The 20737-nt window shown below is 42.5% G+C and carries 33 protein-coding genes and 1 pseudogene; 4 read left to right on the top strand and 30 right to left on the bottom strand.

The features are described 5' to 3' along the window. Positions 1-32: 32 nt before the first annotated feature. The 30 genes and pseudogenes from ACP69Y_RS04410 to ACP69Y_RS04265 all read right to left on the bottom strand — a co-directional run bounded on the left by ACP69Y_RS04410 (position 33) and on the right by ACP69Y_RS04265 (position 16266). The gene (locus ACP69Y_RS04410; protein WP_425916495.1) at positions 33-1523 is read right to left on the bottom strand and encodes a flavin-containing monooxygenase; all 1491 of its coding nucleotides are present in this window, start codon (positions 1521-1523) and stop codon (positions 33-35) included. 191 nt (positions 1524-1714) lie between these two features. Continuing rightward, the gene (rplQ, locus tag ACP69Y_RS04405; RefSeq protein WP_067726622.1) at positions 1715-2080 is read right to left on the bottom strand and encodes a 50S ribosomal protein L17; all 366 of its coding nucleotides are present in this window, start codon (positions 2078-2080) and stop codon (positions 1715-1717) included. Positions 2081-2098: 18 nt separating this feature from the next. Next, positions 2099-3106: a DNA-directed RNA polymerase subunit alpha gene (locus tag ACP69Y_RS04400; RefSeq protein ID WP_004650465.1), complete on the bottom strand. Its 1008-nt coding sequence runs from the start codon at positions 3104-3106 to the stop codon at positions 2099-2101. An 18-nt stretch (positions 3107-3124) separates the two neighbouring features. Further along, on the bottom strand, positions 3125-3748 hold the full coding sequence (rpsD, locus tag ACP69Y_RS04395) for a 30S ribosomal protein S4 (protein WP_131217788.1): 624 nt from the start codon (positions 3746-3748) through the stop codon (positions 3125-3127). A gap of 12 nt (positions 3749-3760) precedes the next feature. Further along, a complete protein-coding gene (gene rpsK, locus ACP69Y_RS04390; RefSeq protein ID WP_004281491.1) occupies positions 3761-4147 on the bottom strand; it encodes a 30S ribosomal protein S11 in 387 nt (128 codons plus the stop codon). A 19-nt stretch (positions 4148-4166) separates the two neighbouring features. Beyond that, positions 4167-4523, bottom strand: a complete 357-nt coding sequence (gene rpsM, locus ACP69Y_RS04385; RefSeq protein WP_053579520.1) for a 30S ribosomal protein S13 — start codon at positions 4521-4523, stop codon at positions 4167-4169. Between the two features lie 106 nt (positions 4524-4629). Further along, complete coding sequence (rpmJ, locus tag ACP69Y_RS04380) at positions 4630-4746, bottom strand: 50S ribosomal protein L36 (RefSeq protein ID WP_000867907.1); 117 nt, start codon at positions 4744-4746, stop codon at positions 4630-4632. Between the two features lie 19 nt (positions 4747-4765). Beyond that, positions 4766-6085, bottom strand: a complete 1320-nt coding sequence (gene secY, locus ACP69Y_RS04375; RefSeq protein ID WP_425916581.1) for a preprotein translocase subunit SecY — start codon at positions 6083-6085, stop codon at positions 4766-4768. A 45-nt stretch (positions 6086-6130) separates the two neighbouring features. Next, the gene (gene rplO / locus ACP69Y_RS04370) at positions 6131-6571 is read right to left on the bottom strand and encodes a 50S ribosomal protein L15 (RefSeq protein WP_425916491.1); all 441 of its coding nucleotides are present in this window, start codon (positions 6569-6571) and stop codon (positions 6131-6133) included. Between the two features lie 3 nt (positions 6572-6574). Further along, a complete protein-coding gene (gene rpmD / locus ACP69Y_RS04365; protein WP_034682838.1) occupies positions 6575-6751 on the bottom strand; it encodes a 50S ribosomal protein L30 in 177 nt (58 codons plus the stop codon). 6 nt (positions 6752-6757) lie between these two features. Further along, positions 6758-7255 carry a 30S ribosomal protein S5 gene (rpsE, locus tag ACP69Y_RS04360; protein WP_086164633.1) on the bottom strand — a complete coding sequence of 166 codons (498 nt, stop codon included), beginning with the start codon at positions 7253-7255 and terminating at the stop codon, positions 6758-6760. A gap of 2 nt (positions 7256-7257) precedes the next feature. Then, complete coding sequence (rplR, locus tag ACP69Y_RS04355) at positions 7258-7608, bottom strand: 50S ribosomal protein L18 (RefSeq protein WP_086184234.1); 351 nt, start codon at positions 7606-7608, stop codon at positions 7258-7260. A gap of 14 nt (positions 7609-7622) precedes the next feature. Then, entirely contained in the window at positions 7623-8156 is a 534-nt protein-coding gene (gene rplF, locus ACP69Y_RS04350; protein ID WP_425916488.1) for a 50S ribosomal protein L6, read from the bottom strand. 13 nt (positions 8157-8169) lie between these two features. Continuing rightward, positions 8170-8565: a 30S ribosomal protein S8 gene (rpsH, locus tag ACP69Y_RS04345; protein WP_067726639.1), complete on the bottom strand. Its 396-nt coding sequence runs from the start codon at positions 8563-8565 to the stop codon at positions 8170-8172. Between the two features lie 13 nt (positions 8566-8578). Next, the gene (gene rpsN, locus ACP69Y_RS04340; RefSeq protein WP_086164635.1) at positions 8579-8884 is read right to left on the bottom strand and encodes a 30S ribosomal protein S14; all 306 of its coding nucleotides are present in this window, start codon (positions 8882-8884) and stop codon (positions 8579-8581) included. Positions 8885-8893: 9 nt separating this feature from the next. Beyond that, positions 8894-9430: a 50S ribosomal protein L5 gene (gene rplE / locus ACP69Y_RS04335; protein ID WP_131217790.1), complete on the bottom strand. Its 537-nt coding sequence runs from the start codon at positions 9428-9430 to the stop codon at positions 8894-8896. A gap of 16 nt (positions 9431-9446) precedes the next feature. Continuing rightward, positions 9447-9767: a 50S ribosomal protein L24 gene (gene rplX / locus ACP69Y_RS04330; RefSeq protein ID WP_131217791.1), complete on the bottom strand. Its 321-nt coding sequence runs from the start codon at positions 9765-9767 to the stop codon at positions 9447-9449. 9 nt (positions 9768-9776) lie between these two features. Beyond that, positions 9777-10145, bottom strand: a complete 369-nt coding sequence (rplN, locus tag ACP69Y_RS04325) for a 50S ribosomal protein L14 (RefSeq protein WP_004650480.1) — start codon at positions 10143-10145, stop codon at positions 9777-9779. A gap of 91 nt (positions 10146-10236) precedes the next feature. Further along, complete coding sequence (rpsQ, locus tag ACP69Y_RS04320; RefSeq protein WP_131217792.1) at positions 10237-10494, bottom strand: 30S ribosomal protein S17; 258 nt, start codon at positions 10492-10494, stop codon at positions 10237-10239. Next, positions 10491-10688, bottom strand: coding sequence for a 50S ribosomal protein L29 (gene rpmC / locus ACP69Y_RS04315; RefSeq protein ID WP_005012982.1), 198 nt, complete (start codon positions 10686-10688; stop codon positions 10491-10493). Before rpmC ends, rpsQ begins: the two co-directional genes overlap by 4 nt. After that, positions 10688-11101 carry a 50S ribosomal protein L16 gene (rplP, locus tag ACP69Y_RS04310; RefSeq protein WP_067726649.1) on the bottom strand — a complete coding sequence of 138 codons (414 nt, stop codon included), beginning with the start codon at positions 11099-11101 and terminating at the stop codon, positions 10688-10690. Before rplP ends, rpmC begins: the two co-directional genes overlap by 1 nt. Continuing rightward, positions 11041-11857, bottom strand: a pseudogene (rpsC, locus tag ACP69Y_RS04305) (30S ribosomal protein S3). Before rpsC ends, rplP begins: the two are co-directional and overlap by 61 nt. A 1-nt stretch (position 11858) precedes the next feature. Further along, positions 11859-12188, bottom strand: coding sequence for a 50S ribosomal protein L22 (gene rplV / locus ACP69Y_RS04300; protein ID WP_131217794.1), 330 nt, complete (start codon positions 12186-12188; stop codon positions 11859-11861). 9 nt (positions 12189-12197) lie between these two features. After that, complete coding sequence (rpsS, locus tag ACP69Y_RS04295) at positions 12198-12473, bottom strand: 30S ribosomal protein S19 (RefSeq protein WP_004281508.1); 276 nt, start codon at positions 12471-12473, stop codon at positions 12198-12200. A 19-nt stretch (positions 12474-12492) separates the two neighbouring features. Then, complete coding sequence (rplB, locus tag ACP69Y_RS04290) at positions 12493-13317, bottom strand: 50S ribosomal protein L2 (protein ID WP_067726653.1); 825 nt, start codon at positions 13315-13317, stop codon at positions 12493-12495. A gap of 11 nt (positions 13318-13328) precedes the next feature. Beyond that, the gene (gene rplW / locus ACP69Y_RS04285; protein ID WP_425916483.1) at positions 13329-13649 is read right to left on the bottom strand and encodes a 50S ribosomal protein L23; all 321 of its coding nucleotides are present in this window, start codon (positions 13647-13649) and stop codon (positions 13329-13331) included. Further along, a complete protein-coding gene (gene rplD / locus ACP69Y_RS04280) occupies positions 13646-14248 on the bottom strand; it encodes a 50S ribosomal protein L4 (protein WP_425916481.1) in 603 nt (200 codons plus the stop codon). The genes rplW and rplD overlap by 4 nt, the downstream gene beginning before the upstream one ends. A gap of 11 nt (positions 14249-14259) precedes the next feature. Then, positions 14260-14898 carry a 50S ribosomal protein L3 gene (gene rplC, locus ACP69Y_RS04275; protein WP_131217797.1) on the bottom strand — a complete coding sequence of 213 codons (639 nt, stop codon included), beginning with the start codon at positions 14896-14898 and terminating at the stop codon, positions 14260-14262. Between the two features lie 60 nt (positions 14899-14958). Further along, a complete protein-coding gene (gene rpsJ / locus ACP69Y_RS04270; RefSeq protein WP_000070912.1) occupies positions 14959-15270 on the bottom strand; it encodes a 30S ribosomal protein S10 in 312 nt (103 codons plus the stop codon). A gap of 258 nt (positions 15271-15528) precedes the next feature. Further along, positions 15529-16266 carry a type 1 glutamine amidotransferase gene (locus tag ACP69Y_RS04265; protein WP_425916479.1) on the bottom strand — a complete coding sequence of 246 codons (738 nt, stop codon included), beginning with the start codon at positions 16264-16266 and terminating at the stop codon, positions 15529-15531. A 158-nt stretch (positions 16267-16424) separates the two neighbouring features. On the opposite strand from ACP69Y_RS04265, the gene ACP69Y_RS04260 reads away from it, so the two are divergent. From ACP69Y_RS04260 to ACP69Y_RS04245, 4 genes are all read left to right on the top strand, one after another. Continuing rightward, positions 16425-17627, top strand: coding sequence for a PLP-dependent transferase (locus ACP69Y_RS04260; protein ID WP_425916477.1), 1203 nt, complete (start codon positions 16425-16427; stop codon positions 17625-17627). Between the two features lie 33 nt (positions 17628-17660). After that, on the top strand, positions 17661-19244 hold the full coding sequence (locus ACP69Y_RS04255; RefSeq protein WP_425916475.1) for a helicase HerA-like domain-containing protein: 1584 nt from the start codon (positions 17661-17663) through the stop codon (positions 19242-19244). Positions 19245-19394: 150 nt separating this feature from the next. Further along, positions 19395-20159 carry a globin domain-containing protein gene (locus ACP69Y_RS04250; protein ID WP_425916473.1) on the top strand — a complete coding sequence of 255 codons (765 nt, stop codon included), beginning with the start codon at positions 19395-19397 and terminating at the stop codon, positions 20157-20159. Positions 20160-20253: 94 nt separating this feature from the next. Then, the gene (locus ACP69Y_RS04245; protein ID WP_425916471.1) at positions 20254-20697 is read left to right on the top strand and encodes an RrF2 family transcriptional regulator; all 444 of its coding nucleotides are present in this window, start codon (positions 20254-20256) and stop codon (positions 20695-20697) included. Positions 20698-20737: the final 40 nt, after the last annotated feature.

The following is a 20737-nucleotide window of genomic DNA, read 5'->3' as shown; positions in this document are numbered from 1 at the left end:
GCCTTAGTCTCCTTTTTTATTTGATGTTTGAATTAAGACACTAATTTAGGTTTAGCTGAAACTTGTGTATTGCGTTTTTGAAACTTAAGTACAGCATCATCAAATCTGGCATTTTTTAGCACTTTGCGGTCAGCCAGATAATTATTGGTCACGTTCCAAGGCGCATGTTTACCTTGTTTCGGCATTACATCCGCTGCACGTGCAATATAACCTGAAGATAAGCTCCCCATGACAGTATCTTCCATCAATTCAGTCTGATCAGCTTGAGCAATCACTTGATCATAGCCACTCTTATCCATGTAATTGATCAGACGACAAATATATTCTGCTGCAATATCAACTTTAAGCGTCCAAGATGCGTTGATATAACCAATAATCATCGCCATATTTGGTACATCGCTGACCATTATCCCTTGATACAACATATGCTTAGAAGTATCCATGGGCTTCCCATCAATGGTCGCTTTAATACCGCCTAAAATTTGAATTTCTAAGCCTGTCGCAGAGACAATAATGTCGGCATCCAAATGTTGACCTGATTTCAGCTGAATCCCCTTTTCAGTAAATTTCTCAATCTGATCCGTTTCTACACTTGCCTTACCTGAGCGTAAAACCTTGAATAAATCTCCATCAGGTACCACGCAGAGACGTTGATCCCAAGGGTTATAAGATGGCGTAAAGTGCTTCATATCCACTTTACCCTTGAGCTGCATCTCAATTGATTTGAGTAATAATTTACGCAGCAATTTCGGCTGCTTTTGAGCAAGGGCATAAATGCCACGTTGCATTCCAATATTTCGGGCTCTCGTTAATTTGTAAGCAAGCTCTTCAGGCAAGACTTTACGCATTTTGTCATAAACAAAATCAATTGAGGGGACAGAAGCGATATAAGTCGGAGAACGTTGCAGCATCGTGACGTGCGATGCTCCCCCTTCTGCCATTGCCGGAACCAGTGTGATGGCAGTCGCACCACTGCCGATAATCACGACTCTTTTACCTACATAGTCGAAATTTTCTGGCCAATGTTGGGGATGAATGAGCTTGCCTTTAAATGCTGCTTGATGTGGAAAATCCGGTTGGAAACCTTGGTCATAGTTGTAATAACCAGTACAACCTAAGACAAAATTGGCAATCCAGGTTTGTTGTTTTTGATTTGCATCTTCAATTTGTACCACCCACTTACCGATTGAAGAATCATAATTGGCAGCTAGCACACGATGGTTAAAATGAATTTTGTTTTTTAATTGGTATTCATCCACGACTTCAGATAAATAACCTTTAATGGATGCCCCATCCGCAAGGACATTGGCTTTTTGCCACGGCTTAAAATTAAAGCCAAAGGTCGACATATCAGAGTCCGAGCGAATTCCGGGATATTTGAATAAATCCCACGTCCCACCAAAACTTTCACGACGCTCGATAATATCAAATTGACGTTGCGGACAGTTCTTTGAAAGATGTGCAGCAAGACCAATACCTGAAATTCCTGCGCCAACAATCAAAATATCAATGTGCTTTTCCATGTTCTTTTTATGACCTTGTTGAAATTTATTTTATTAAACCATAAATTTGACAATACACAATGTCAAGTTTAAAAAATCTGACAAAAAATATAACAGTTCAGGACAAAATCTAAAAATAGCTAATAAAAAAGCATAAAAAAGACCGGTGAAACACCGGTCTTTTTCGAACAACTGAAGTTCTTTTTGCGAAATTATTTAACTTCGCGATCTACTAGCTCAACGTAAGCCATCGGTGCAGCATCACCTGCACGGAAGCCCGCTTTAAGAACACGTAAATAACCGCCGTTACGTTCTTTGTAACGAGGGCCAAGAACTGTAAATAATTTACCTACAGTTGCAGCTGAACGAGTACGAGCAAACGCCAAACGACGGTTTGCTACAGAATCGACTTTAGCTAAAGTGATTAAAGGCTCAGCAACACGACGTAATTCTTTTGCTTTAGGAACAGTAGTTTTAATTAACTCGTGTTCGAACAAAGAATTAGCCATGTTTTGGAACATCGCTTTACGATGACTGCTTGTACGGCCTAATTTCACACCACTATTACGATGACGCATGGTGATAGTCCTACTTAATTAACGGCTACGATAAGCAAAGCGATCGTCCATGCGGAGGCTAGCCGGTGGCCAGTTCTCTAAACGCATGCCCAATTGCAAGCCTTTCGATGCCAGAACATCTTTGATTTCAGTTAACGATTTTTTACCTAAGTTAGGAGTTTTCAACAGCTCCACTTCAGTACGTTGAACCAAATCACCGATGTAGTAAATATTTTCTGCTTTCAAACAGTTAGCAGAACGAACAGTAAGCTCTAGATCATCTACTGGACGAAGCAAGATTGGATCCACTTCTTCGCGAGGCTCTTGAGCAACAGGAGCTTGATCTTTCTGAAGATCAACAAAAATTGCAATTTGTTGTTGCAAGATTGTTGCCGCTTTGCGGATTGCTTCTTCTGGATCAACTGTACCATTGGTTTCAAGATCAATGATCAATTTATCAAGGTCAGTACGTTGTTCTACACGAGCATTTTCAACTGTGTAAGACACGCGTTTGATTGGGCTATAAGAAGCATCTAACTGTAAACGACCCACAGGGCGAGTTTCGCCTTCTGGGAAACGTGAGTCAGAAGTCTCATAACCACGGCCTTGAGAAACTTTCAGGCGCATTTTCAATGAGCCTGAAGCACTTAACGTGCCAATCAAATGCTCAGGGTTTACCACTTCAACATTATGAGGTAAACGAAGATCGGCGGCAGTTACGTCGCCAGGACCTTGTTTTTCTAATGTCAAATATGCTTCGTTTTGATCGAACAGCTTAATCGACAATCCTTTTAGGTTCAGCAAGAGCTCGACGATGTCCTGCTGCAAGCCTTCCAAGGTACTGTACTCGTGCTCAACCCCTTCTATTTCAACTTCCACCACAGCAGCGCCAGGTAAAGAAGAAAGAAGGATACGACGTAAAGCATTACCCAGAGTATGACCAAAGCCACGCTCTAATGGTTCCAGAATCACTTTTGCCGAGGTCCCGCTAGCCGCTTCGACCTTGATCGCTTGCGGAGTTAGAAACTCATTTGCAGTACGCGTCATTATTGCTACCTCAAGGGATTATTTAGAATACAATTCTACAATCAAGCTTTCATTGATTTCAGCAGGTAAATCAGAACGATCCGGTGCAGCTTTAAACGTACCTTCCAATTTTGAATGGTCAACTTCCATCCAAGAAGGAATACCACGTTGAGTAGCTAACTCGATTGCGCCTTTAATACGCAATTGTTGTTTAGCACCTTCGTGAACTGCAATCACGTCACCCGCTTTAACTTGGATTGAAGCGATGTTAACGCGACGACCATTTAAAGTGATTGAACGGTGAGATACAAGCTGACGAGCTTCTGCACGTGTAGAACCAAAACCCATGCGATAAACAACGTTATCAAGACGGCTTTCTAGCAATTTCAACAAGTTTTCACCTGTTGCGCCTTTAACACGAGCAGCTTCTTTATAGTAATTACTAAATTGACGTTCTAACACACCATACGTACGACGTACTTTTTGTTTTTCACGTAATTGTAGTGAGTACTCAGATTGTTTTGCGCGGCTTTGACCATGTTGGCCAGGAGCTTTTGCATGTTTTTTTGTCTTAACGTCAAACGGTTTAACGCCTGATTTAAGTTGCAGGTCTGTCCCTTCGCGGCGAGAGAGTTTGCATTTTGGACCAATATAACGAGCCATGAATGTTTCTCCTTACACGCGACGTTTTTTAGGTGGACGACAACCGTTGTGCGGGATTGGCGTCACATCGGTAATGCTGTTAATTTTATAACCCACTGCACCTAAAGCACGAACCGCAGATTCACGACCGGGACCAGGACCTTTTACAAGGACGTCCAAGTTTTTCAAACCATAGTCTAAAGCAGCTTTACCAGCAACTTCAGCAGCTACCTGAGCAGCGAACGGAGTTGATTTACGTGATCCACGGAAGCCTTGTCCACCTGAAGTGGCCCAAGCCAGTGCATTACCTTGACGATCGGTAATAGTCACAATGGTGTTATTAAAAGAAGCGTGAATGTGTGCAACACCTTCAGAGACGGTACGGGTGACCTTCTTGCGTGCGCGAGTATCTTTAGCCATCTTTTAGCTTCCAGAAATCTTATTTCTTAATAGGTTTGCGCGGACCTTTACGGGTACGTGCGTTAGTTTTGGTGCGTTGTCCACGGACAGGCAAGCTGCGACGATGACGAAGACCGCGGTAGCAGCCTAAATCCATTAAACGTTTAATGTTCATGGAAATTTCGCGACGTAAATCACCTTCGGTCGGAACCTTGGTAATTTCTGCACGAATCGCATCAAGTTGAGCATCATCCAATTCACGGATCTTAGTAGTAGTTGGAATACCTACAGCAGCTAAGATGTTCTTAGCAGTGTGGCGACCGATACCAAAAATATACGTGAGGGAGATAACAGCATGCTTGTTATCCGGAATGTTTACACCGGCAATACGAGCCATTCACTTTCTCCAAAAAGGCAGTAGAGATAATCAACCGCCCGACAAAAACCTTGAGGGGCGGATATTAACCCAATTCACCTACTGAAATCAACAGGTCTTGATCAGATTAACCTTGACGCTGTTTATGACGAGGTTCTGCGCTACAAATCACGCGGATAACCCCATTACGACGGATAACTTTACAGCTACCACAAATTTTTTTAACAGAAGCTTGTACTTTCATGATGAAACCTCAAGTGCGCTTATCCCTTAGGATGAGCAGTCGTTTTTCTCATTAACGTTTGATTATCGTATTGATGCGAGGTGAGATGTGCTTGTAGCTGAGCCATAAAGTCCATCACGACTACCACAACGATCAGCAAAGAGGTACCACCCAAAGAGAATGGAATACCAAATGAGCTTTGTAATACCATCGGCATTAAACAAATCACTGTGATATAAATCGCGCCAATAAAGGTCAAACGACTGAGAATATGATCTAAGTAACGAGCAGTTTGCTCACCTGGACGAATACCAGGCACATAAGCTCCGCTGCGTTTCAAGTTTTCCGACACTTCTTTAGGGCTAAATACTAGCGCAGTATAGAAGTAACAGAAAAAGATAATTAACGCACCAAAGAGCACCAAATACAACGGCTGTCCAGGCGACAACACGAGCGCCAAATCTTGCAAGCTACGTTTGATAATTCCTGCACTAGGATCAGTACTACCCACCCATTGCCCTAAGCTCGCAGGGAACAAAAGCAATGAACTTGCAAAAATTGCCGGGATAACACCTGCCATATTAATTTTTAATGGCAAATGTGTCTGCTGTGCAGTAAATACACGACGACCTTGTTGTTTTTGAGCGTAATTGACTGCTATGCGACGTTGTGCTTTTTCAATAAACACAATCGCTGCTAATACACCTATAGACAACAAACCAAAGATTGCCAAGCCAATAAGACTTGTTTGGCCATTATCTACTGATGATAAAGACTGCATAATTAAATTCGGCAATCCTGCAACAATACCAGCAAAGATGATCATGGATATACCATTCCCTACTCCGCGTTCAGTAATTTGCTCACCCAACCACATCAAGAACATCGTACCCGCGACCAGTGAAGTTACCGCAGGAATGTAAAAAGCCAGACCTCCAGTCAAAGTAATCCCTTGACTAATAAGTCCTGCACACATCCCTACAGACTGCACAAGTGCAAGCAACAATGTACCTTGTCGCGTATATTGATTAATCTTACGCTTACCTTGCTCGCCTTCTTTCTTTAAAGCTTCCAGCGAAGGAACAACCGTAGACATTAACTGCACAATAATTGAAGCAGAAATGTAAGGCATGATCCCTAAAGCAAGAATTGACATCCGCTCTAATGCACCACCAGAAAACATGTTAAACAAACCAAGGATAGTACCCTGGTTTGCATTAAAAAGATTTTCGAGTGCAGCATTATTAATGCCTGGTACTGGAATATGTGCTCCTAGTCGAAAGACCATTAATGCACCAATAAGGAACATCATTCGGCGAATTATTTCACGATATTTCACATGAAATGGCTGCCCTTTCATCATGTTAACATGACCTGAAGAACTAGGAGACATAGACACTAGCGATTACTCCTCGACTTTGCCGCCAGCAGCTTCAACAGCAGCTTTAGCGCCTTTAGTCAATGCAACACCTTGAATAGTGAATGCACGAGTAATATCACCAGAAAGTACGATACGAGCACGAGTCATATCTCTACGTACAACATTCGCTGCTTTTAAAGTTTCAAGTGAAACGATCTCACCTTCAACTTTAGCAAGCTCAGATAAACGTACTTCAGCAGTTTTCAAAGCCAATTGGCTAGTGAAGCCGAATTTAGGCAAACGACGATATAACGCAGTTTGACCGCCTTCGAAACCTGGACGTGTACCACCGCTCTTACGCGAATTTTGACCTTTGACACCACGGCCACCGGTCTTACCAACGCCAGAACCGATACCACGGCCTAGACGAAGGTTGTCACGCTTAGCACCTTCTGCAGGTGCAATAGTATTTAAACGCAGAGTCATGGCTTATTCCTCTACACTAACCATATAGTAGACTTGGTTGATCATACCGCGGTTAGAAGGCGTATCTTGCACTTCTACAGTATGACCAATACGACGCAGACCTAAACCTTGAAGGCTAAGCTTGTGATTTTTCAAGCGATGCGATGAAGATTTAGTCTGGGTAACTTTAATCGTTTTCATGATTGATTACCCTTGAATTTGTTCAACAGTAAGACCACGTTTCGCAGCGACTTTCTCAGGAGAAGTCATATCACGCAAACCTTTGAAAGTTGCGTTAACTACGTTAGCAGCATTTGTAGAACCGTAGCATTTTGTCAATACGTTATGTACGCCAACAGCTTCTAGAACTGCACGCATAGCACCACCAGCAATTACACCAGTACCTTCAGAAGCAGGTTGCATGTAAACGCGGCTTGCACCGTGACGAGCATTAATAGGATGTTGTACAGTACCGTTAACAAGATCAACAGTAATCATGTTGCGACGTGCAGCTTCAAGTGCTTTAGAAATAGCAGCTGGAACTTCACGTGCTTTACCACGACCAAAACCTACGCGACCATTACCATCACCCACAACAGTTAATGCTGTGAAAGAGAAGATACGACCACCCTTAACAACTTTGGCTACACGATCAACGGCAACCAGCTTTTCAACAAGACCTTCGTTTTGTTCAACTTTAGCCATGATTAGAACTCCAAGCCGTTTTCACGAGCAGCATCAGCCAAGGCTTTGATACGACCATGATATTTAAAACCAGAACGGTCAAATGCAACTTTTGATACACCAGCTGCTTTAGCACGTTCTGCGATTAAAGCACCTACTTTTTGAGCTGCTTCAACGTTACCAGTTGTGCCAGCACGTAAAGTAGCATCTAAAGTTGAAGCTTGCGCTAAAACTTTGCCACCATCTGCTGAAATAACTTGAGCATAGATGTGACGCGGAGTGCGGTTTACACACAAGCGAGTCGCACCCAATGCACGAATGTGCAAGCGTGTGCTTTTCGCACGACGCAAACGGGATTGTTTCTTTTCGTTCATAAGAACCTCGCGCCTTATTTCTTCTTAGCTTCTTTACGAAGAACAACTTCATCCGAATAACGAACACCTTTACCTTTATAAGGTTCTGGTTCACGATATGAACGGATATCTGCAGCTACTTGACCCAACATATGTTTGCTTGCTGATTTCAAAACGATTTCAGTAGCAGTTGGAGTTTCAGCAGTTACACCTTCAGGAAGTTTATAATCGATTGGGTGTGAATAACCTAGGTTAAGATGAACAACATCACCTTTAACCGCAGCTTTATAACCAACACCGATTAGTTGTAACTTACGTTCGAAGCCTTCACTAACACCTTTTACAAGGTTGTTAAGTACAGCGCGAGCAGTACCAGCTTGCATCCAAGAATCTTTAGATTCTTTAACTGGAGCAATATGAAGCTGACCTTCTTCCTGTTTTAGCTCGACCAGCGCATGCAGGTTGAAAGACAATGTACCTTTACTGCCTTTCACTTCGACCTGCCGGCCGTTCTGAGTAACTGTAACACCGTTAGGCACAGTTACTGGGGCTTTAGCCACACGAGACATGAGGATTCACCTATTAAGAAACAAAAGCAATAACTTCACCACCGATACCAGCAGAACGTGCTGCTCGATCAGTCATGATGCCTTTGCTTGTAGAAACAATTGCAATACCTAAACCTTGCTTAACGCTCGGAAGTGCATCTTTACCGCGATATTGACGTAGACCTGGACGGCTTACGCGTTTCACAGTTTCGATAACTGGTTTGCCTTCAAAATATTTTAACGTAATTGTTAAAGTTGCTTTGCCTTCAGCATCAGCAACTTCTACGTTAGAAATGTAACCCTCTTGTTGAAGAACGTTAGCAATAGCAACCTTCAACTTAGAGTTAGGCATAGAAACAGTTTGTTTCTTAGCCATTTGTGCGTTACGAACACGGGTTAGCATGTCGGCAACGGTATCTTGCATACTCATTTATAGTCGCTCCTTACCAGCTTGCCTTAACAACGCCCGGTACATCACCTTGCATTACTGTTTCACGTAATTTGTTACGGCTTAAGCCGAATTTACGGAAGTAACCATGAGGACGACCAGTTAAACCGCAACGGTTACGAAGACGTACTGGAGACGCATTACGTGGTAATGCTTGAAATTTCATCATCGCTTCGAAACGTTCTTCTTCTGATGCATTTACATTTGCAATGATTGCTTTTAATTCAGCACGCTTTGCAGCAAATTTAGCAACAGTAGCTTCGCGTTTCAATTCGCGATTAATCATACCTTTCTTAGCCATATCGACCTCTTATTTGAACGGGAAGCCGAATGCACGCATAAGCGCACGGCCTTCGTCATCGGTGCGAGCAGTCGTAGTAATGGTAATATCCATACCACGAATACGATCAATCTTATCGAAATCGATTTCAGGGAACATGATTTGTTCCTTGAGACCCATCGAGTAATTACCACGACCATCAAATGATTTCGCAGAAAAACCGCGGAAGTCACGAATACGAGGGATCGCAATAGAGATCAAACGGTCTAAGAATTCGTACATACGTTCGCCGCGTAAAGTAACTTTACAACCAATCGGCCAACCATCACGGATTTTAAAACCTGCGATTGATTTACGAGCTAAAGTAAGTACTGGTTTTTGACCAGCAATTGCTTGCATATCAGAAAGAGCGCCGTCTAACAATTTCTTGTCAGCTGATGCAGCACCAACACCCATGTTGATGGTAATTTTTGTAATGCGTGGAATTTCCATCACATTCTTAACGCCCAAAGTTTCTAACAATTGAGCTTTAAGTTCTTCGTTGTAACGTGTTTTAAGTCTGGCCATGGCCTATATCAACCTATTACTTCGCTACCGCCACTGATTCACCATTTGATTTGAATACGCGAGTTTTCACGCCTTCAGCATCAAATTGGTAACCAACACGGTCAGCCTTTTGGGTTGTAGCATTAAAAACTGCCACGTTTGAGATATGAAGCGTAGCTTCCTGAGTTACGATGCTGCCTTCAGCGCCAGTAGCTCGGTTCGGCTTTTGATGCTTCTTAACCAAGTTAAGGCCTTCAACCTTAACACGGTCGTTTGAAACAGACAGAACAGTTCCCTGTTTGCCTTTTTCTTTACCTGCGATCACAATAATTTGATCGCCTTTTTTAATCTTAGCCATGAGTGCCTCTTATAGAACTTCAGGAGCCAATGAAATGATTTTCATGAACTGTTCAGTACGAAGTTCACGAGTCACTGGTCCGAAAATACGAGTTGCAATCGGCGCTTTGTTGTTGTTCAAAATCACAGCAGCATTGTCATCAAAACGGATGATAGAACCATCCGGACGACGTACACCGAATTTCGTACGTACAACCACAGCATTCATCACGTCGCCTTTTTTAACACGACCGCGAGGAATAGCTTCTTTTACAGTAACTTTAATAATGTCGCCAACTGAAGCATAACGACGATGCGAGCCACCAAGTACTTTAATACATTGTACGCGGCGTGCACCACTGTTGTCTGCTACGTCGAGCATACTTTCGGTCTGAATCATTGCCCTACTCCAAAACCGAGCAACACCGGTCGAAATTTCGAAAGGCTCAAAGAGTACTCGAAATCAACCGATGATGCAACAAGAACGTTAATTACTCAGCAGCTGCTTCAACAACTTCAACTAGAGTCCAAGACTTAGTTTTAGAAATTGGGCGGCTTTCTTTAATGGTTACCAAGTCGCCAGTTTTAGCAACATTGTTCTCATCATGAGCATGTAATTTAGTTGAACGGCGGATTAATTTGCCATACAACGGGTGTTGAACGCGGCGTTCAATAAGTACAACAATAGATTTATCCATTTTGTCGCTTACGACCTTGCCGGTTAACGTGCGAACTGTTTGTTCACTCATTGTCCGTTCCCCTGTTTTTCGGTAAGGAGTGTCTTAATACGAGCAATAGTCTTACGAGTAAGCGCAACTTCATGCGATTTACCCAATTGACCAGTTGCTTTAGCCATACGAAGACGGAATTGGTTAAGCTGTTGCTCATCAAGCAAAGCTGTCAACTCTTCTACCGATTTTTCACGTAGATCATTAGTTTTCATTACATCACCGTCTTAGTAACGATAGTGGTTTTAAACGGAAGCTTAGCAGCTGCAAGCGTAAACGCTTCACGTGCCAATTCTTCGCTAACACCATCCATTTCGTACAAGATCTTACCTGGTTTGATTTGGCAAACCCAGTATTCCACAGAACCTTTACCTTTACCCATACGAACTTCTAATGGTTTTTCAGTAATTGGTTTGTCTGGGAAAACACGGATAAAGATCTTACCACCACGTTTTACACGACGGCTGATTGTACGACGCGCAGCTTCAATTTGACGAGCAGTCATTTGACCACGCTCGAGAGATTTAAGTGCAATAGTACCGAAAGATACAGTGCTACCACGATGCGCTAGACCAGTGTTACGGCCTTTTTGTACCTTACGGAACTTAGTACGTTTAGGTTGCAACATGGATTATTCTCCTTTTTCAGCAGAACGATCATTGCGACGACCACGACGCTCCTGACCCTCACCACGACCACGACCGCGTTTAGCTGGACGTTCTTCAGCAGGAGCAGGGTTCATGACTTGTTTCATGCCACCTAAAATCTCGCCGCGGAATACCCAAACTTTAACACCGATCGTACCGTAAGTAGTTTCAGCACGTACAGATGAGTAGTCGATGTCAGCACGAAGTGTATGCAAAGGTACACGACCTTCACGATACCATTCAGTACGGGCAATCTCAGCACCACCTAAACGACCAGAAACTTCAACTTTAATACCTTTAGCACCAGCACGCATAGAGTTTTGAACCGCACGCTTCATAGCACGACGAAACATTACACGTTTTTCTAATTGAGAAGCGATTGCTTCAGCAACTAAACGAGCGTCTAAGTCTGGGCGGTCGATTTCGTTGATGCTTACTTGCGCAGGAACACCCATAATAGATGTTAATTCGCGTTGTAATTTCTCAATATCTTCGCCTTTTTTACCGATCACGATACCTGGACGAGCAGTACTAATTGTAATTTTAGCAGCGCCTGTAGGACGTTCGATAAGAATTTTGCTAACCATCGCATTCTTAAGTTTTTTAGTTAAAAACTCACGAACTTGAAGATCTTTAAGCAAATATTCAGCGTATTGTTTCGGATTCGCATACCAGTTAGCGTTATGACGTTTCACAACACCTAGGCGGATACCGATTGGATGAACCTTCTGACCCATATCAAACCCCTACCTTAACGGTGATGTGACAAGTACGCTTAGTGATACGATCTGCACGGCCTTTAGCACGCGGCATAATACGTTTAAGGCTAGTGCCTTCATCAACGTAAATCGTAGCAACTTTAAGGTCGTCTACATCTAAACTGTTATTATGTTCAGCGTTTGCAATTGCAGATTCCAACGCTTTTTTCACTAAAACTGCAGCTTTTTTGTTGCTGAAGTTCAAGATGTTTAAAGCGTGAGCAATAGACTTGCCACGAATCAAATCTGCAACCAAACGTGCTTTCTGTGCCGAGATAGCGGCACCGCGTAATTTAGCAGTAACTTCCATCATAGCACCTTAACGTTTAGATTTCTTGTCAACACCGTGACCACGATAGGTACGAGTTGGCGCGAATTCACCGAGTTTATGACCAACCATATGTTCAGACACAATTACCGGAACATGGTTACGACCATTATGAACAGAAATTGTTAAACCAACAAAATCTGGGAGTATCATCGAACGACGCGACCAAGTTTTGATCGGCTTACGGTTATTAGCCGCGATAGCCGCTTCAACCTTAGCGAACAAGTGCGCATCGACGAATGGGCCTTTTTTCAGAGAACGAGGCATTGTCAGATTCCTTTACTTGTTACTTAACGCGACGGTCGCGAATGATCATCTTAGTCGTACGCTTGTTGGTACGTGTCTTGTACCCTTTAGCTTTTTGACCCCATGGGCTTACAGGTTGAATACCTTTGTTACGCCCTTCACCACCACCATGTGGATGGTCAACTGGGTTCATCGCCATACCACGTACGGTAGGACGAACGCCACGCCAGCGTGAAGCACCCGCTTTACCGAGTGAACGAAGGTTGCTTTCCTGGTTAGAAACTTCACCAAGAACTGCACGGCATTCAACGTGAATTTTACGCATTTCGCCAGAACGTAGACGAACAATTGCGTAAGAACCGTCACGACCCAACAACTGAACAGAAGTACCAGCTGAACGAGCTAATTGCGCGCCTTTACCGATTTTAAGTTCGATGTTGTGAAGAGTAGAACCGATAGGCATGTTACGAAGTGGTAAGCAGTTACCTGGACGAATTGGAGCATCGTTACCAGACTGTACTTTATCACCAGCACGTAAACCTTTAGGAGCGATGATATAACGACGTTCACCATCCGCATACAACACCAAAGCAATGTGTGCAGTACGGTTAGGATCGTATTCGATACGCTCTACAGTTGCAGGAATACCATCTTTGTTACGTTTGAAGTCAACAATACGGTAGTTCTGCTTATGACCGCCACCAACGTGACGAGTCGTAATGTGACCGTTGTTATTACGACCACCAGTACGTTTTTTAGCTTCAACCAACGGTGCATAAGGCGCGCCTTTGTGAAGATGGTCATGAACGACTTTCTCTACAAAGCGACGTCCTGGTGACGTTGGCTTACATTTTTGAATAGGCATAATTCTCGTCCTTATTCCGCTGCGCTTTCAGCGGTATCGCCCAAGTCAGCCATTTCAACTTCTTGGCCAGCTTTCAGGGTGACGTATGCTTTTTTAACATCAGAACGACGTCCCAATGTTTTACCAAAGCGTTTAGTCTTACCTTTAGTGATCGTTGTGTTAACTTTAACAACTTGAACACCAAAGAGTTGTTCCACTGCTTTTTTGATTTCAAGTTTATTTGCATTGATAGCAACTTTAAAAACTTGAACACCAGCAGCTTCACCTAAAGCTTGTGCTTTTTCTGAGAATACAGGTCCTTGCAGGACTTGATAGATACGTTCGTTGTTCATCCGAGTTCTACCTCAATTTTCTTAGCAGCAGCTACAGACATAACAACTTTATCGAACGCGATCAAGCTAACAGGATCAATTGCAGCAGCATCAACCACATCAACGTGTGGAATGTTACGAGCAGCAAGATACAAGTTCTCATCAACAGCATCAGTAACGATTAATGCACGAGTCGTATTCAAGTCGTTAAGTTTTGCAAGCAATTCTTTAGTTTTTGGAGCTGCAACAGCAAACTCTTCAACTAAAACTAAGCGATCTTGACGAACAAGTTCAGCTAGGATGCATTGCATAGCACCGCGGTACATTTTACGGTTAACTTTTTGAGACCAATCTTGTGGACGGGCAGCAAAAGTTTTACCACCACCAACCCAGATCGGGCTACGAATAGAACCAGCACGCGCACGACCAGTACCTTTTTGACGGAAAGGTTTTTTACCACCGCCAGATACATCGCCACGCGATTTTTGAGCTTTAGAACCTTGACGACCACCAGCTAAGTAAGCTGTAACAACTTGGTGTACAAGAGCTTCGTTAAACTCACGTCCGAAAGCAACTTCAGACAATTCAACAGCAGAGCCGGAAACAGTATTTAAATTCACAATATTTCCCCTCAGGCCTTGATCGTAGGACGAACAATAACGTCGCCACCAGTAGCACCAGGAATCGCACCTTTAACAACAAGAACTGAACGTTCAGTGTCGATAGAAACGATTTCAAGACCCTGTACAGTTACGCGTTCAGCACCTAAATGGCCAGCCATTTTTTTGCCTTTGAACACGCGACCAGGAGTCTGGTTTTGACCAGTAGAACCTAGAACACGGTGAGATAGTGAGTTACCGTGAGTTGCGTCTTGCGTACGGAAATTCCAACGCTTAACACCACCTTGGAAACCTTTACCTTTAGATTGACCAGTTACGTCAACAACTTGACCAACTGAGAACAATTCAACAGTAAGAGAACCACCAACTTCACGACCTTCAAGATCAGCTTCTGTAGCGCGGAATTCTTTAACTAAACGACCAGCAGCAACACCCGCTTTAGCGAAGTGACCTTTCTGAGGATTAGTTACGCGAGATTCGCGACGCTCACCAGTAGTGATTTGAATCGCTTGATAACCATCAGTTTCAAGCGTTTTGATTTGAGTGATGCGGTTAGGATCAACCTCAATCACTGTAACAGGTACAGAAACACCAGCATCTGTAAAGATACGTGTCATACCGCACTTGCGACCGACTAAACCAATAGCCATGTGCATAAACCTCTAAAAAAGCGGCTTAATTAACTTAGAGTGTTAATTAACCCGAAAGCCTTAACCCAATGCGATCTGAACATCAACACCAGCTGCAAGATCTAATTTCATCAATGCATCAACAGTTTTGTCTGTTGGTTGAACGATGTCGATCAAGCGCTTGTAAGTGCGGATTTCATACTGGTCACGCGCGTCTTTGTTAACGTGCGGTGAAGTTAGAACGTTAAAACGTTCGATGCGTGTAGGCATCGGAATTGGACCACAAACTTGTGCACCAGTGCGTTTTGCTGTTTCTACGATCTCTTGAGCAGATTGATCAATTAGACGATGATCAAAAGACTTCAAACGGATACGGATTCTCTGGTTAGACATACCAGTAAACTCCAAGCCAAAAATATAAAGAATCACCTCTGACGCATCTTACCTATCGGTAAGTGTCAAAGGCAGTGAAAATCACTAAGGTCATGATCGATGCCACGACTGTCACGATATTAACTACTTTATTCGTAGTTAACCCCTTTCATTAAAGGGCCGCTCATTATAGCCACTGTTTAACGCTTAAGCAAATCTCTTTTCAGCTTTTTAGTAGTTTTCTGACATTATAAATTTGTAACATTGTTTAAAAACAAATCAACTTGCCGTTTTTTGCAAAACATACTCTATTGCTTGATTTAATATTTGATTTCCTTGAATAAAATTATTTTTTGGCGACTTTTTCAAGTGTTGATCAGATTGTACATATTCTCCTGAAAAATTTACCCGCTCTTCATCATTTTCTAAAAACAGCTTTAATGTTTCCGGTGTGATTTCTGGATGAAACTGGAATCCCAAGACATTTTTGCCAATTTGGTACATCTGGTTGCGGCAAACATCATTTTCGGCTAAATGAATCGCCCCTTTCGGTATTTCAAAGGTTTCGCTATGCCATTGCATCACATTAAATTGCGCTGGCAATTCAAAACACTCTTCAGGTACATGATTAACTTTACGTACCCCAGTCCAGCCGAGTTCTTGTTTTTCATTTCGGCTAACGGCTGCCCCCAATGCATTAGCGATAAGCTGACCACCCAAACACACACCAATTGCGGGTTTGCCCATTGAAAGATAACGTCGCAACCAGCGTTTTTCGACTTTTAACCAAGGGAAATTTGCTTCATCGTTCACACTCATCGGCCCACCCATAATAATGAGTAAATCCACATCTTCCACTTGGGGTAAAGCTTCAATATCCAAAGGACGATCTACAGGTAATGCAAAAAACTCCGTTGCACTAATTTTAGCATGGTGCTGTTTTAAAAATGGATAACAACTGCCGAACCCTTCACCAGCAATATGCTGAAAATAATGTACGTTTAAATGCGACTTCATGCGCTCCCGCCTATTGTTGTGTTCTGATATAGGTTTAGCAAAAATGAAGCCAACATTATGTGCAGATTAACGTTTCTATACATTTCGGCATTTATATAGCCTAATGTGCAAGTTTCTCTTAAGCTAAGACTAATTTTGATACGACTTAGAGCAAAAAATTGAAAAAGAATCCGCAAACAGAACTGATTCATGCACCACGTAAAGCCCCTCAGTACATTTCTACGGTTCAACCTCCCCTGTTTCGTGCATCAACCATTATTTTTGAAGATACCGATGCACTGTTTAATCGCCATTGGACCGATGACTATGACTATAGTTATGGCACCCACGGTACACCAACTACTTTTACCTTGGGGGACAACATTGCCCAAATTGAAGGGGGCGAATATTGCCTGCTGGCGCCGAGCGGTTTGTCAGCCATCAATCTGGTGAATTCATGCTTTTTAGCACACGGAGATGAAGTTTGGGTTGCAGACAATATCTATGGTCCAAACATGGAACATTTGCGCAATCTGGAAACACGTTATAGTATTACAGTTAAGGTTTACAATCCAATAGATGTGGATAGTTTCCAACCTACGAATAAAGCCAAACTGATTTGGTTGGAAGCCGCAGGTTCAGTCACTTTAGAGTTTCCAGATTTGGTCGGCTTGGTTAAAAAAGCTCAAGCACACAATATCTTGACAGCTTTAGACAATACTTGGGGTGCAGGTCTTTCCTTTAATGCATTTGATTTTTCTGATCAGCATTTAAGTGTCGATCTAACCGTTCATGCATTGACGAAATACCCAAGTGGTGGCGGTGATATTTTGATGGGCTCGGTGGTGACTCGTGATCAGAATCTACATCATAAACTGTTTCGTATGCATGCCATTCAAGGCATCTCTATCTCAGGGGATGATGCTGCACAAGTTCAACGCAGTTTAGCTTCCATGCGAGTTCGTTATGAACATCAGTCTCAAAGTACTTTAAAACTGCTGGACTGGTTGAAACAACAGCAAGAATTTGTTCAGGTGCTGCATCCTGCCGATGACTCATCTGCTGGTCATGATTATTGGAAAGAGATTTGTACTACAGGTGAAAGTGCTGGCTTGGTCAGTGTTATTTTCAAACCTGAATATACATTGAAAGATATCCGCAAATTCTGTGACGCCTTACAACTGTTTAAGCTGGGTTTTAGCTGGGGTGGCCCTGTTAGCTTGGTGATGCTCTATAACTTAAAGGATATGCGTGTACTTGAGCATACACATTTGCAACAAGGATTATTGGTTCGTTTTTGTATAGGACTGGAACATCCAAGCGATTTAATTCAAGATATAGAAAACGCGTTAAAACAATTGAATACGCCACAACTCGAATAACTCAAAACATAAGAAAATAAAACAGGAACAGATATGGGTACACCTATCGTTATTGCAAAGAAAACCTCGAATACTCAACAAGAGATTGTTTTACATTCACAGTTCGCCAACCGTCATGGCTTAATCGCGGGTGCAACCGGAACGGGTAAAACGGTAACTTTAAAAGTCCTTGCAGAAAACTTTTCCCGAATTGGTGTACCCGTGTTTTTAGCCGATGCCAAAGGCGATGTTTCAAGTCTGGCTAAAGCGGGTTCAAGCAATGCTAAATTCGATGAACGTCTTAAAGTCTTAAATATTGAATCTATTCCGTTTGCTGCATCACCCGTGGTGTTTTGGGACTTGTTTGGCCAACAAGGTCATCCTATTCGAACCACGGTTTCGGAAATAGGCCCCTTATTATTAGCACAAATGCTCAATCTGAATGACACACAGGAAGGTGTACTTTCGGCGGTTTTCCGGATTGCAGATGATCAAGGCTTACTCTTGATTGATTTTAAGGATTTAAAATCAATCATCACCTATATTTCTGAACATGCAGCAGAATTTCAGGCTGAATATGGCAATCTTTCTCCGGCTAGTCTGGGAGCCATTCAACGTAATTTATTGGCACTTGCAGACCAAGGTGGTGATCAATTTTTTGGTGAACCGAGTTTAAATATTCTGGATTTTATTCAGACTGACAGCCAAGGACGCGGTTATATTAACCTGCTGGCAGCCGACAAGCTGATGAATACTCCTAAACTGTACGCCACCTTCTTGCTCTGGATGTTGTCCGAGCTATTTGAACAATTACCTGAAGTGGGTGATATGGATAAGCCCAAACTGGTGTTCTTCTTCGATGAAGCACATTTATTGTTTGATAATGCCAGTGCAGCGTTACAAGAAAAAATTGAACAAGTGGTACGTTTGATTCGCTCTAAAGGCGTGGGGATTTATTTTGTCACTCAAAATCCACTCGACCTGCCGGAAAGCGTATTAGGACAACTCGGTAACCGTGTACAACATGCCTTACGTGCATTCACCCCGAAAGATCAAAAAGCGGTAAAAACGGCGGCAGATACCTTCCGCGCCAATTCTGAATTTAAAGTCGATCAAGCCATTACCGAACTTGGAGTGGGTGAAGCTTTAATTAGCTGCCTCGATGAAAAAGGGATTCCACAAATTGTAGAACGTGGCTGGGTGATGCCGCCCTACTCTTCATTTAGCCCGATTAGCGCAGATGAGCGTAAAATACTGATGAATCAAAGCATCGTTGCCGGGGTTTATGAACAACATATTGACCGCGAAAGTGCTTATGAAATGTTGCAGCAAAAAGTAACACAACGTCAGCAACAAGCAGTTGCTGAAGAAACAGCGAAACAGCAAGCCAAACAACAAGAAGCGTTAGCCAAACAACAAGCAAAAGATCAGGAAGCTTTTGCAAAGCAGCAAGCACGCGAACAAGAACGTATTGCACGTGAGCAGCAGAAAGAAGCTGAACGCGCATCGAAACAACGTGAAAAAATAACCCAAGACATTGTTGGGACATTTGCCAAAAGTGCAGCACGCAGTTTAGGTGGCAGTACAGGACAGAAAATTGTTCGTGGTTTGCTCGGTTCTCTTTTCGGCAGAAAATAACTTTCTTTTTCCTATCAGGATTTTCAAAATTATGGGATATTCAGATATTCCATATTTTTTTTATGGTTTTTTAAAAATATGTATTTACAATAATTTTTATAAGATGTATTTTAAATATATCTTATAGCCACAAAAAAAGATGTTCTAGCCATGACTCCACAACATATCGAACTTGTTAAATCAACTGTCCCTGTCCTACGTGAAAATGGTGTTGCACTGACCAGCTATTTTTACAACCGCATGCTGAACAATAATCCAGAATTAAAAAATGTCTTTAACTTAGATCATCAAACTAGTGGCCGTCAGCCACGTGCCTTAGCAGCAGCGGTATTGGCCTATGCAGAACATATTGAAAATCCAAGTGTTTTAGCTAAAGCGATTGAACACATCACCACTAAGCATGTCAGTCTTGATATTCAACCTGATCAATATGCCATTGTAGGTGACAACCTATTGCATTCAATTAGCGAAGTTTTAAATGTACCCTTTGAATCTGACCTGATTGCTGCCTGGAAAGAGGCTTATATGCAATTGGCAGGTATCTTGGCTGGGGTGGAAAAACAGAAATATGAAGGTTTGGCTGCACAAAATGGCGGTTGGGCTGGATGGCGTGCCTTTGAAATTGCTGCAGTTGAAGCAACCGATGCCGGTAAACGCTTTACTTTAAAAGCACAAGATGGTCAGCCTGTTGTTGGTGCTGAAGCTGGTAGCTATATTTCAGTCAAAGTTCAAGTACCTGGACATGACATTCAACAGCCTCAACAATTTACCTTTGCTGATGCTCAATCTGCAGATCAGTTTACGTTTGATGTAAAACCTGAAGAAAATCATACAGAGTATTCTGTAGCCAACATTTTGCTTGAAAATTATAAAGCAGGCGATGTGGTTCAGGTTTCTGCACCAGTTAAAGGCTAAATGCTTAAGAACTAATTAATTGCCTGTTATTGAAAGTTCCTTTCGGGGGACTTTCAAGCTACCCTATTGCCCTTCCCCACATTTTAAAGACTCTATGCAACTCAATAAATTTACTGATTATGCCTTGCGTCTATTGATGTACATCTCCAGACCCAGAGACATCCCTTATACCATTGCAGAAATTGCACGGGATTTACATGTCTCTCAAAATCATCTGGTTAAAATTGTTCATTTCATGGGAAAACAGGACTGGATCATTACCACACGTGGAAAAGGCGGTGGGATTCGCTTAAATATAGAAACTTTAAATTTAAATCTGGGCCAAATCGTCCGTATCCTGCAAGGCAATAACCAGATTGTGGAATGCAATACTCCACCTTGCGTACTGCGCAGCAACTGTGGTCTTAAAGGTATTTTAGATCAAGCACTTGAACAGTTTTATCAGTCCTTAGATCACTATCGTTTAGGCGATGTGCTTGATCAAAGTAGCTCAAGCAAAGTCGCCACCTCATCTCCCATTTCCCTGATTAATCTTTAAATCGCCAGCCGAAGTTTTACTGCTTTCAAAATGCAAAGGT

This window comes from Acinetobacter sp. TSRC1-2 (genome assembly GCF_049895885.1).
GTDB lineage: Bacteria > Pseudomonadota > Gammaproteobacteria > Pseudomonadales > Moraxellaceae > Acinetobacter.
Note: the sequence above shows the minus strand (reverse complement) of the source record. Positions and strands in the feature narration are given on the sequence as shown.

What these genes read in the sequence shown, in the direction of transcription:
- ACP69Y_RS04410 (WP_425916495.1), bottom strand. Translation starts at nt 1,523, where the DNA reads ATGGAAAAGCACATTGATATTTTGATTGTTGGCGCAGGAATTTCAGGT.
- rplQ (WP_067726622.1), bottom strand. Translation starts at nt 2,080, where the DNA reads ATGCGTCATCGTAATAGTGGTGTGAAATTAGGCCGTACAAGCAGTCAT.
- ACP69Y_RS04400 (WP_004650465.1), bottom strand. Translation starts at nt 3,106, where the DNA reads ATGACGCGTACTGCAAATGAGTTTCTAACTCCGCAAGCGATCAAGGTC.
- rpsD (WP_131217788.1), bottom strand. Translation starts at nt 3,748, where the DNA reads ATGGCTCGTTATATTGGTCCAAAATGCAAACTCTCTCGCCGCGAAGGG.
- rpsK (WP_004281491.1), bottom strand. Translation starts at nt 4,147, where the DNA reads ATGGCTAAAGATACTCGCGCACGCAAGAAGGTCACCCGTACCGTCTCT.
- rpsM (WP_053579520.1), bottom strand. Translation starts at nt 4,523, where the DNA reads ATGGCTCGTATTGCCGGTGTAAACATTCCGGATAACAAGCATGCTGTT.
- rpmJ (WP_000867907.1), bottom strand. Translation starts at nt 4,746, where the DNA reads ATGAAAGTACAAGCTTCTGTTAAAAAAATTTGTGGTAGCTGTAAAGTT.
- secY (WP_425916581.1), bottom strand. Translation starts at nt 6,085, where the DNA reads ATGAAAGGGCAGCCATTTCATGTGAAATATCGTGAAATAATTCGCCGA.
- rplO (WP_425916491.1), bottom strand. Translation starts at nt 6,571, where the DNA reads ATGACTCTGCGTTTAAATACTATTGCACCTGCAGAAGGTGCTAAGCGT.
- rpmD (WP_034682838.1), bottom strand. Translation starts at nt 6,751, where the DNA reads ATGAAAACGATTAAAGTTACCCAGACTAAATCTTCATCGCATCGCTTG.
- rpsE (WP_086164633.1), bottom strand. Translation starts at nt 7,255, where the DNA reads ATGGCTAAAGTTGAACAAAACGAAGGTCTTGTTGAAAAGCTGGTTGCC.
- rplR (WP_086184234.1), bottom strand. Translation starts at nt 7,608, where the DNA reads ATGAACGAAAAGAAACAATCCCGTTTGCGTCGTGCGAAAAGCACACGC.
- rplF (WP_425916488.1), bottom strand. Translation starts at nt 8,156, where the DNA reads ATGTCTCGTGTGGCTAAAGCCCCAGTAACTGTGCCTAACGGTGTTACA.
- rpsH (WP_067726639.1), bottom strand. Translation starts at nt 8,565, where the DNA reads ATGAGTATGCAAGATACCGTTGCCGACATGCTAACCCGTGTTCGTAAC.
- rpsN (WP_086164635.1), bottom strand. Translation starts at nt 8,884, where the DNA reads ATGGCTAAGAAAGGTATGATTAATCGCGAATTGAAACGCGAAGCTACT.
- rplE (WP_131217790.1), bottom strand. Translation starts at nt 9,430, where the DNA reads ATGGCCAGACTTAAAACACGTTACAACGAAGAACTTAAAGCTCAATTG.
- rplX (WP_131217791.1), bottom strand. Translation starts at nt 9,767, where the DNA reads ATGGCTAAGATTAAAAAAGGCGATCAAATTATTGTGATCGCAGGTAAA.
- rplN (WP_004650480.1), bottom strand. Translation starts at nt 10,145, where the DNA reads ATGATTCAGACCGAAAGTATGCTCGACGTAGCAGACAACAGTGGTGCA.
- rpsQ (WP_131217792.1), bottom strand. Translation starts at nt 10,494, where the DNA reads ATGAGTGAACAAACAGTTCGCACGTTAACCGGCAAGGTCGTAAGCGAC.
- rpmC (WP_005012982.1), bottom strand. Translation starts at nt 10,688, where the DNA reads ATGAAAACTAATGATCTACGTGAAAAATCGGTAGAAGAGTTGACAGCT.
- rplP (WP_067726649.1), bottom strand. Translation starts at nt 11,101, where the DNA reads ATGTTGCAACCTAAACGTACTAAGTTCCGTAAGGTACAAAAAGGCCGT.
- rplV (WP_131217794.1), bottom strand. Translation starts at nt 12,188, where the DNA reads ATGGAAGTTACTGCTAAATTACGCGGTGCCGCTATCTCGGCACAGAAA.
- rpsS (WP_004281508.1), bottom strand. Translation starts at nt 12,473, where the DNA reads ATGCCTCGTTCTCTGAAAAAAGGCCCATTCGTCGATGCGCACTTGTTC.
- rplB (WP_067726653.1), bottom strand. Translation starts at nt 13,317, where the DNA reads ATGCCTATTCAAAAATGTAAGCCAACGTCACCAGGACGTCGCTTTGTA.
- rplW (WP_425916483.1), bottom strand. Translation starts at nt 13,649, where the DNA reads ATGAACAACGAACGTATCTATCAAGTCCTGCAAGGACCTGTATTCTCA.
- rplC (WP_131217797.1), bottom strand. Translation starts at nt 14,898, where the DNA reads ATGGCTATTGGTTTAGTCGGTCGCAAGTGCGGTATGACACGTATCTTT.
- rpsJ (WP_000070912.1), bottom strand. Translation starts at nt 15,270, where the DNA reads ATGTCTAACCAGAGAATCCGTATCCGTTTGAAGTCTTTTGATCATCGT.
- ACP69Y_RS04265 (WP_425916479.1), bottom strand. Translation starts at nt 16,266, where the DNA reads ATGAAGTCGCATTTAAACGTACATTATTTTCAGCATATTGCTGGTGAA.
- ACP69Y_RS04255 (WP_425916475.1), top strand. Translation starts at nt 17,661, where the DNA reads ATGGGTACACCTATCGTTATTGCAAAGAAAACCTCGAATACTCAACAA.
- ACP69Y_RS04250 (WP_425916473.1), top strand. Translation starts at nt 19,395, where the DNA reads ATGACTCCACAACATATCGAACTTGTTAAATCAACTGTCCCTGTCCTA.
- ACP69Y_RS04245 (WP_425916471.1), top strand. Translation starts at nt 20,254, where the DNA reads ATGCAACTCAATAAATTTACTGATTATGCCTTGCGTCTATTGATGTAC.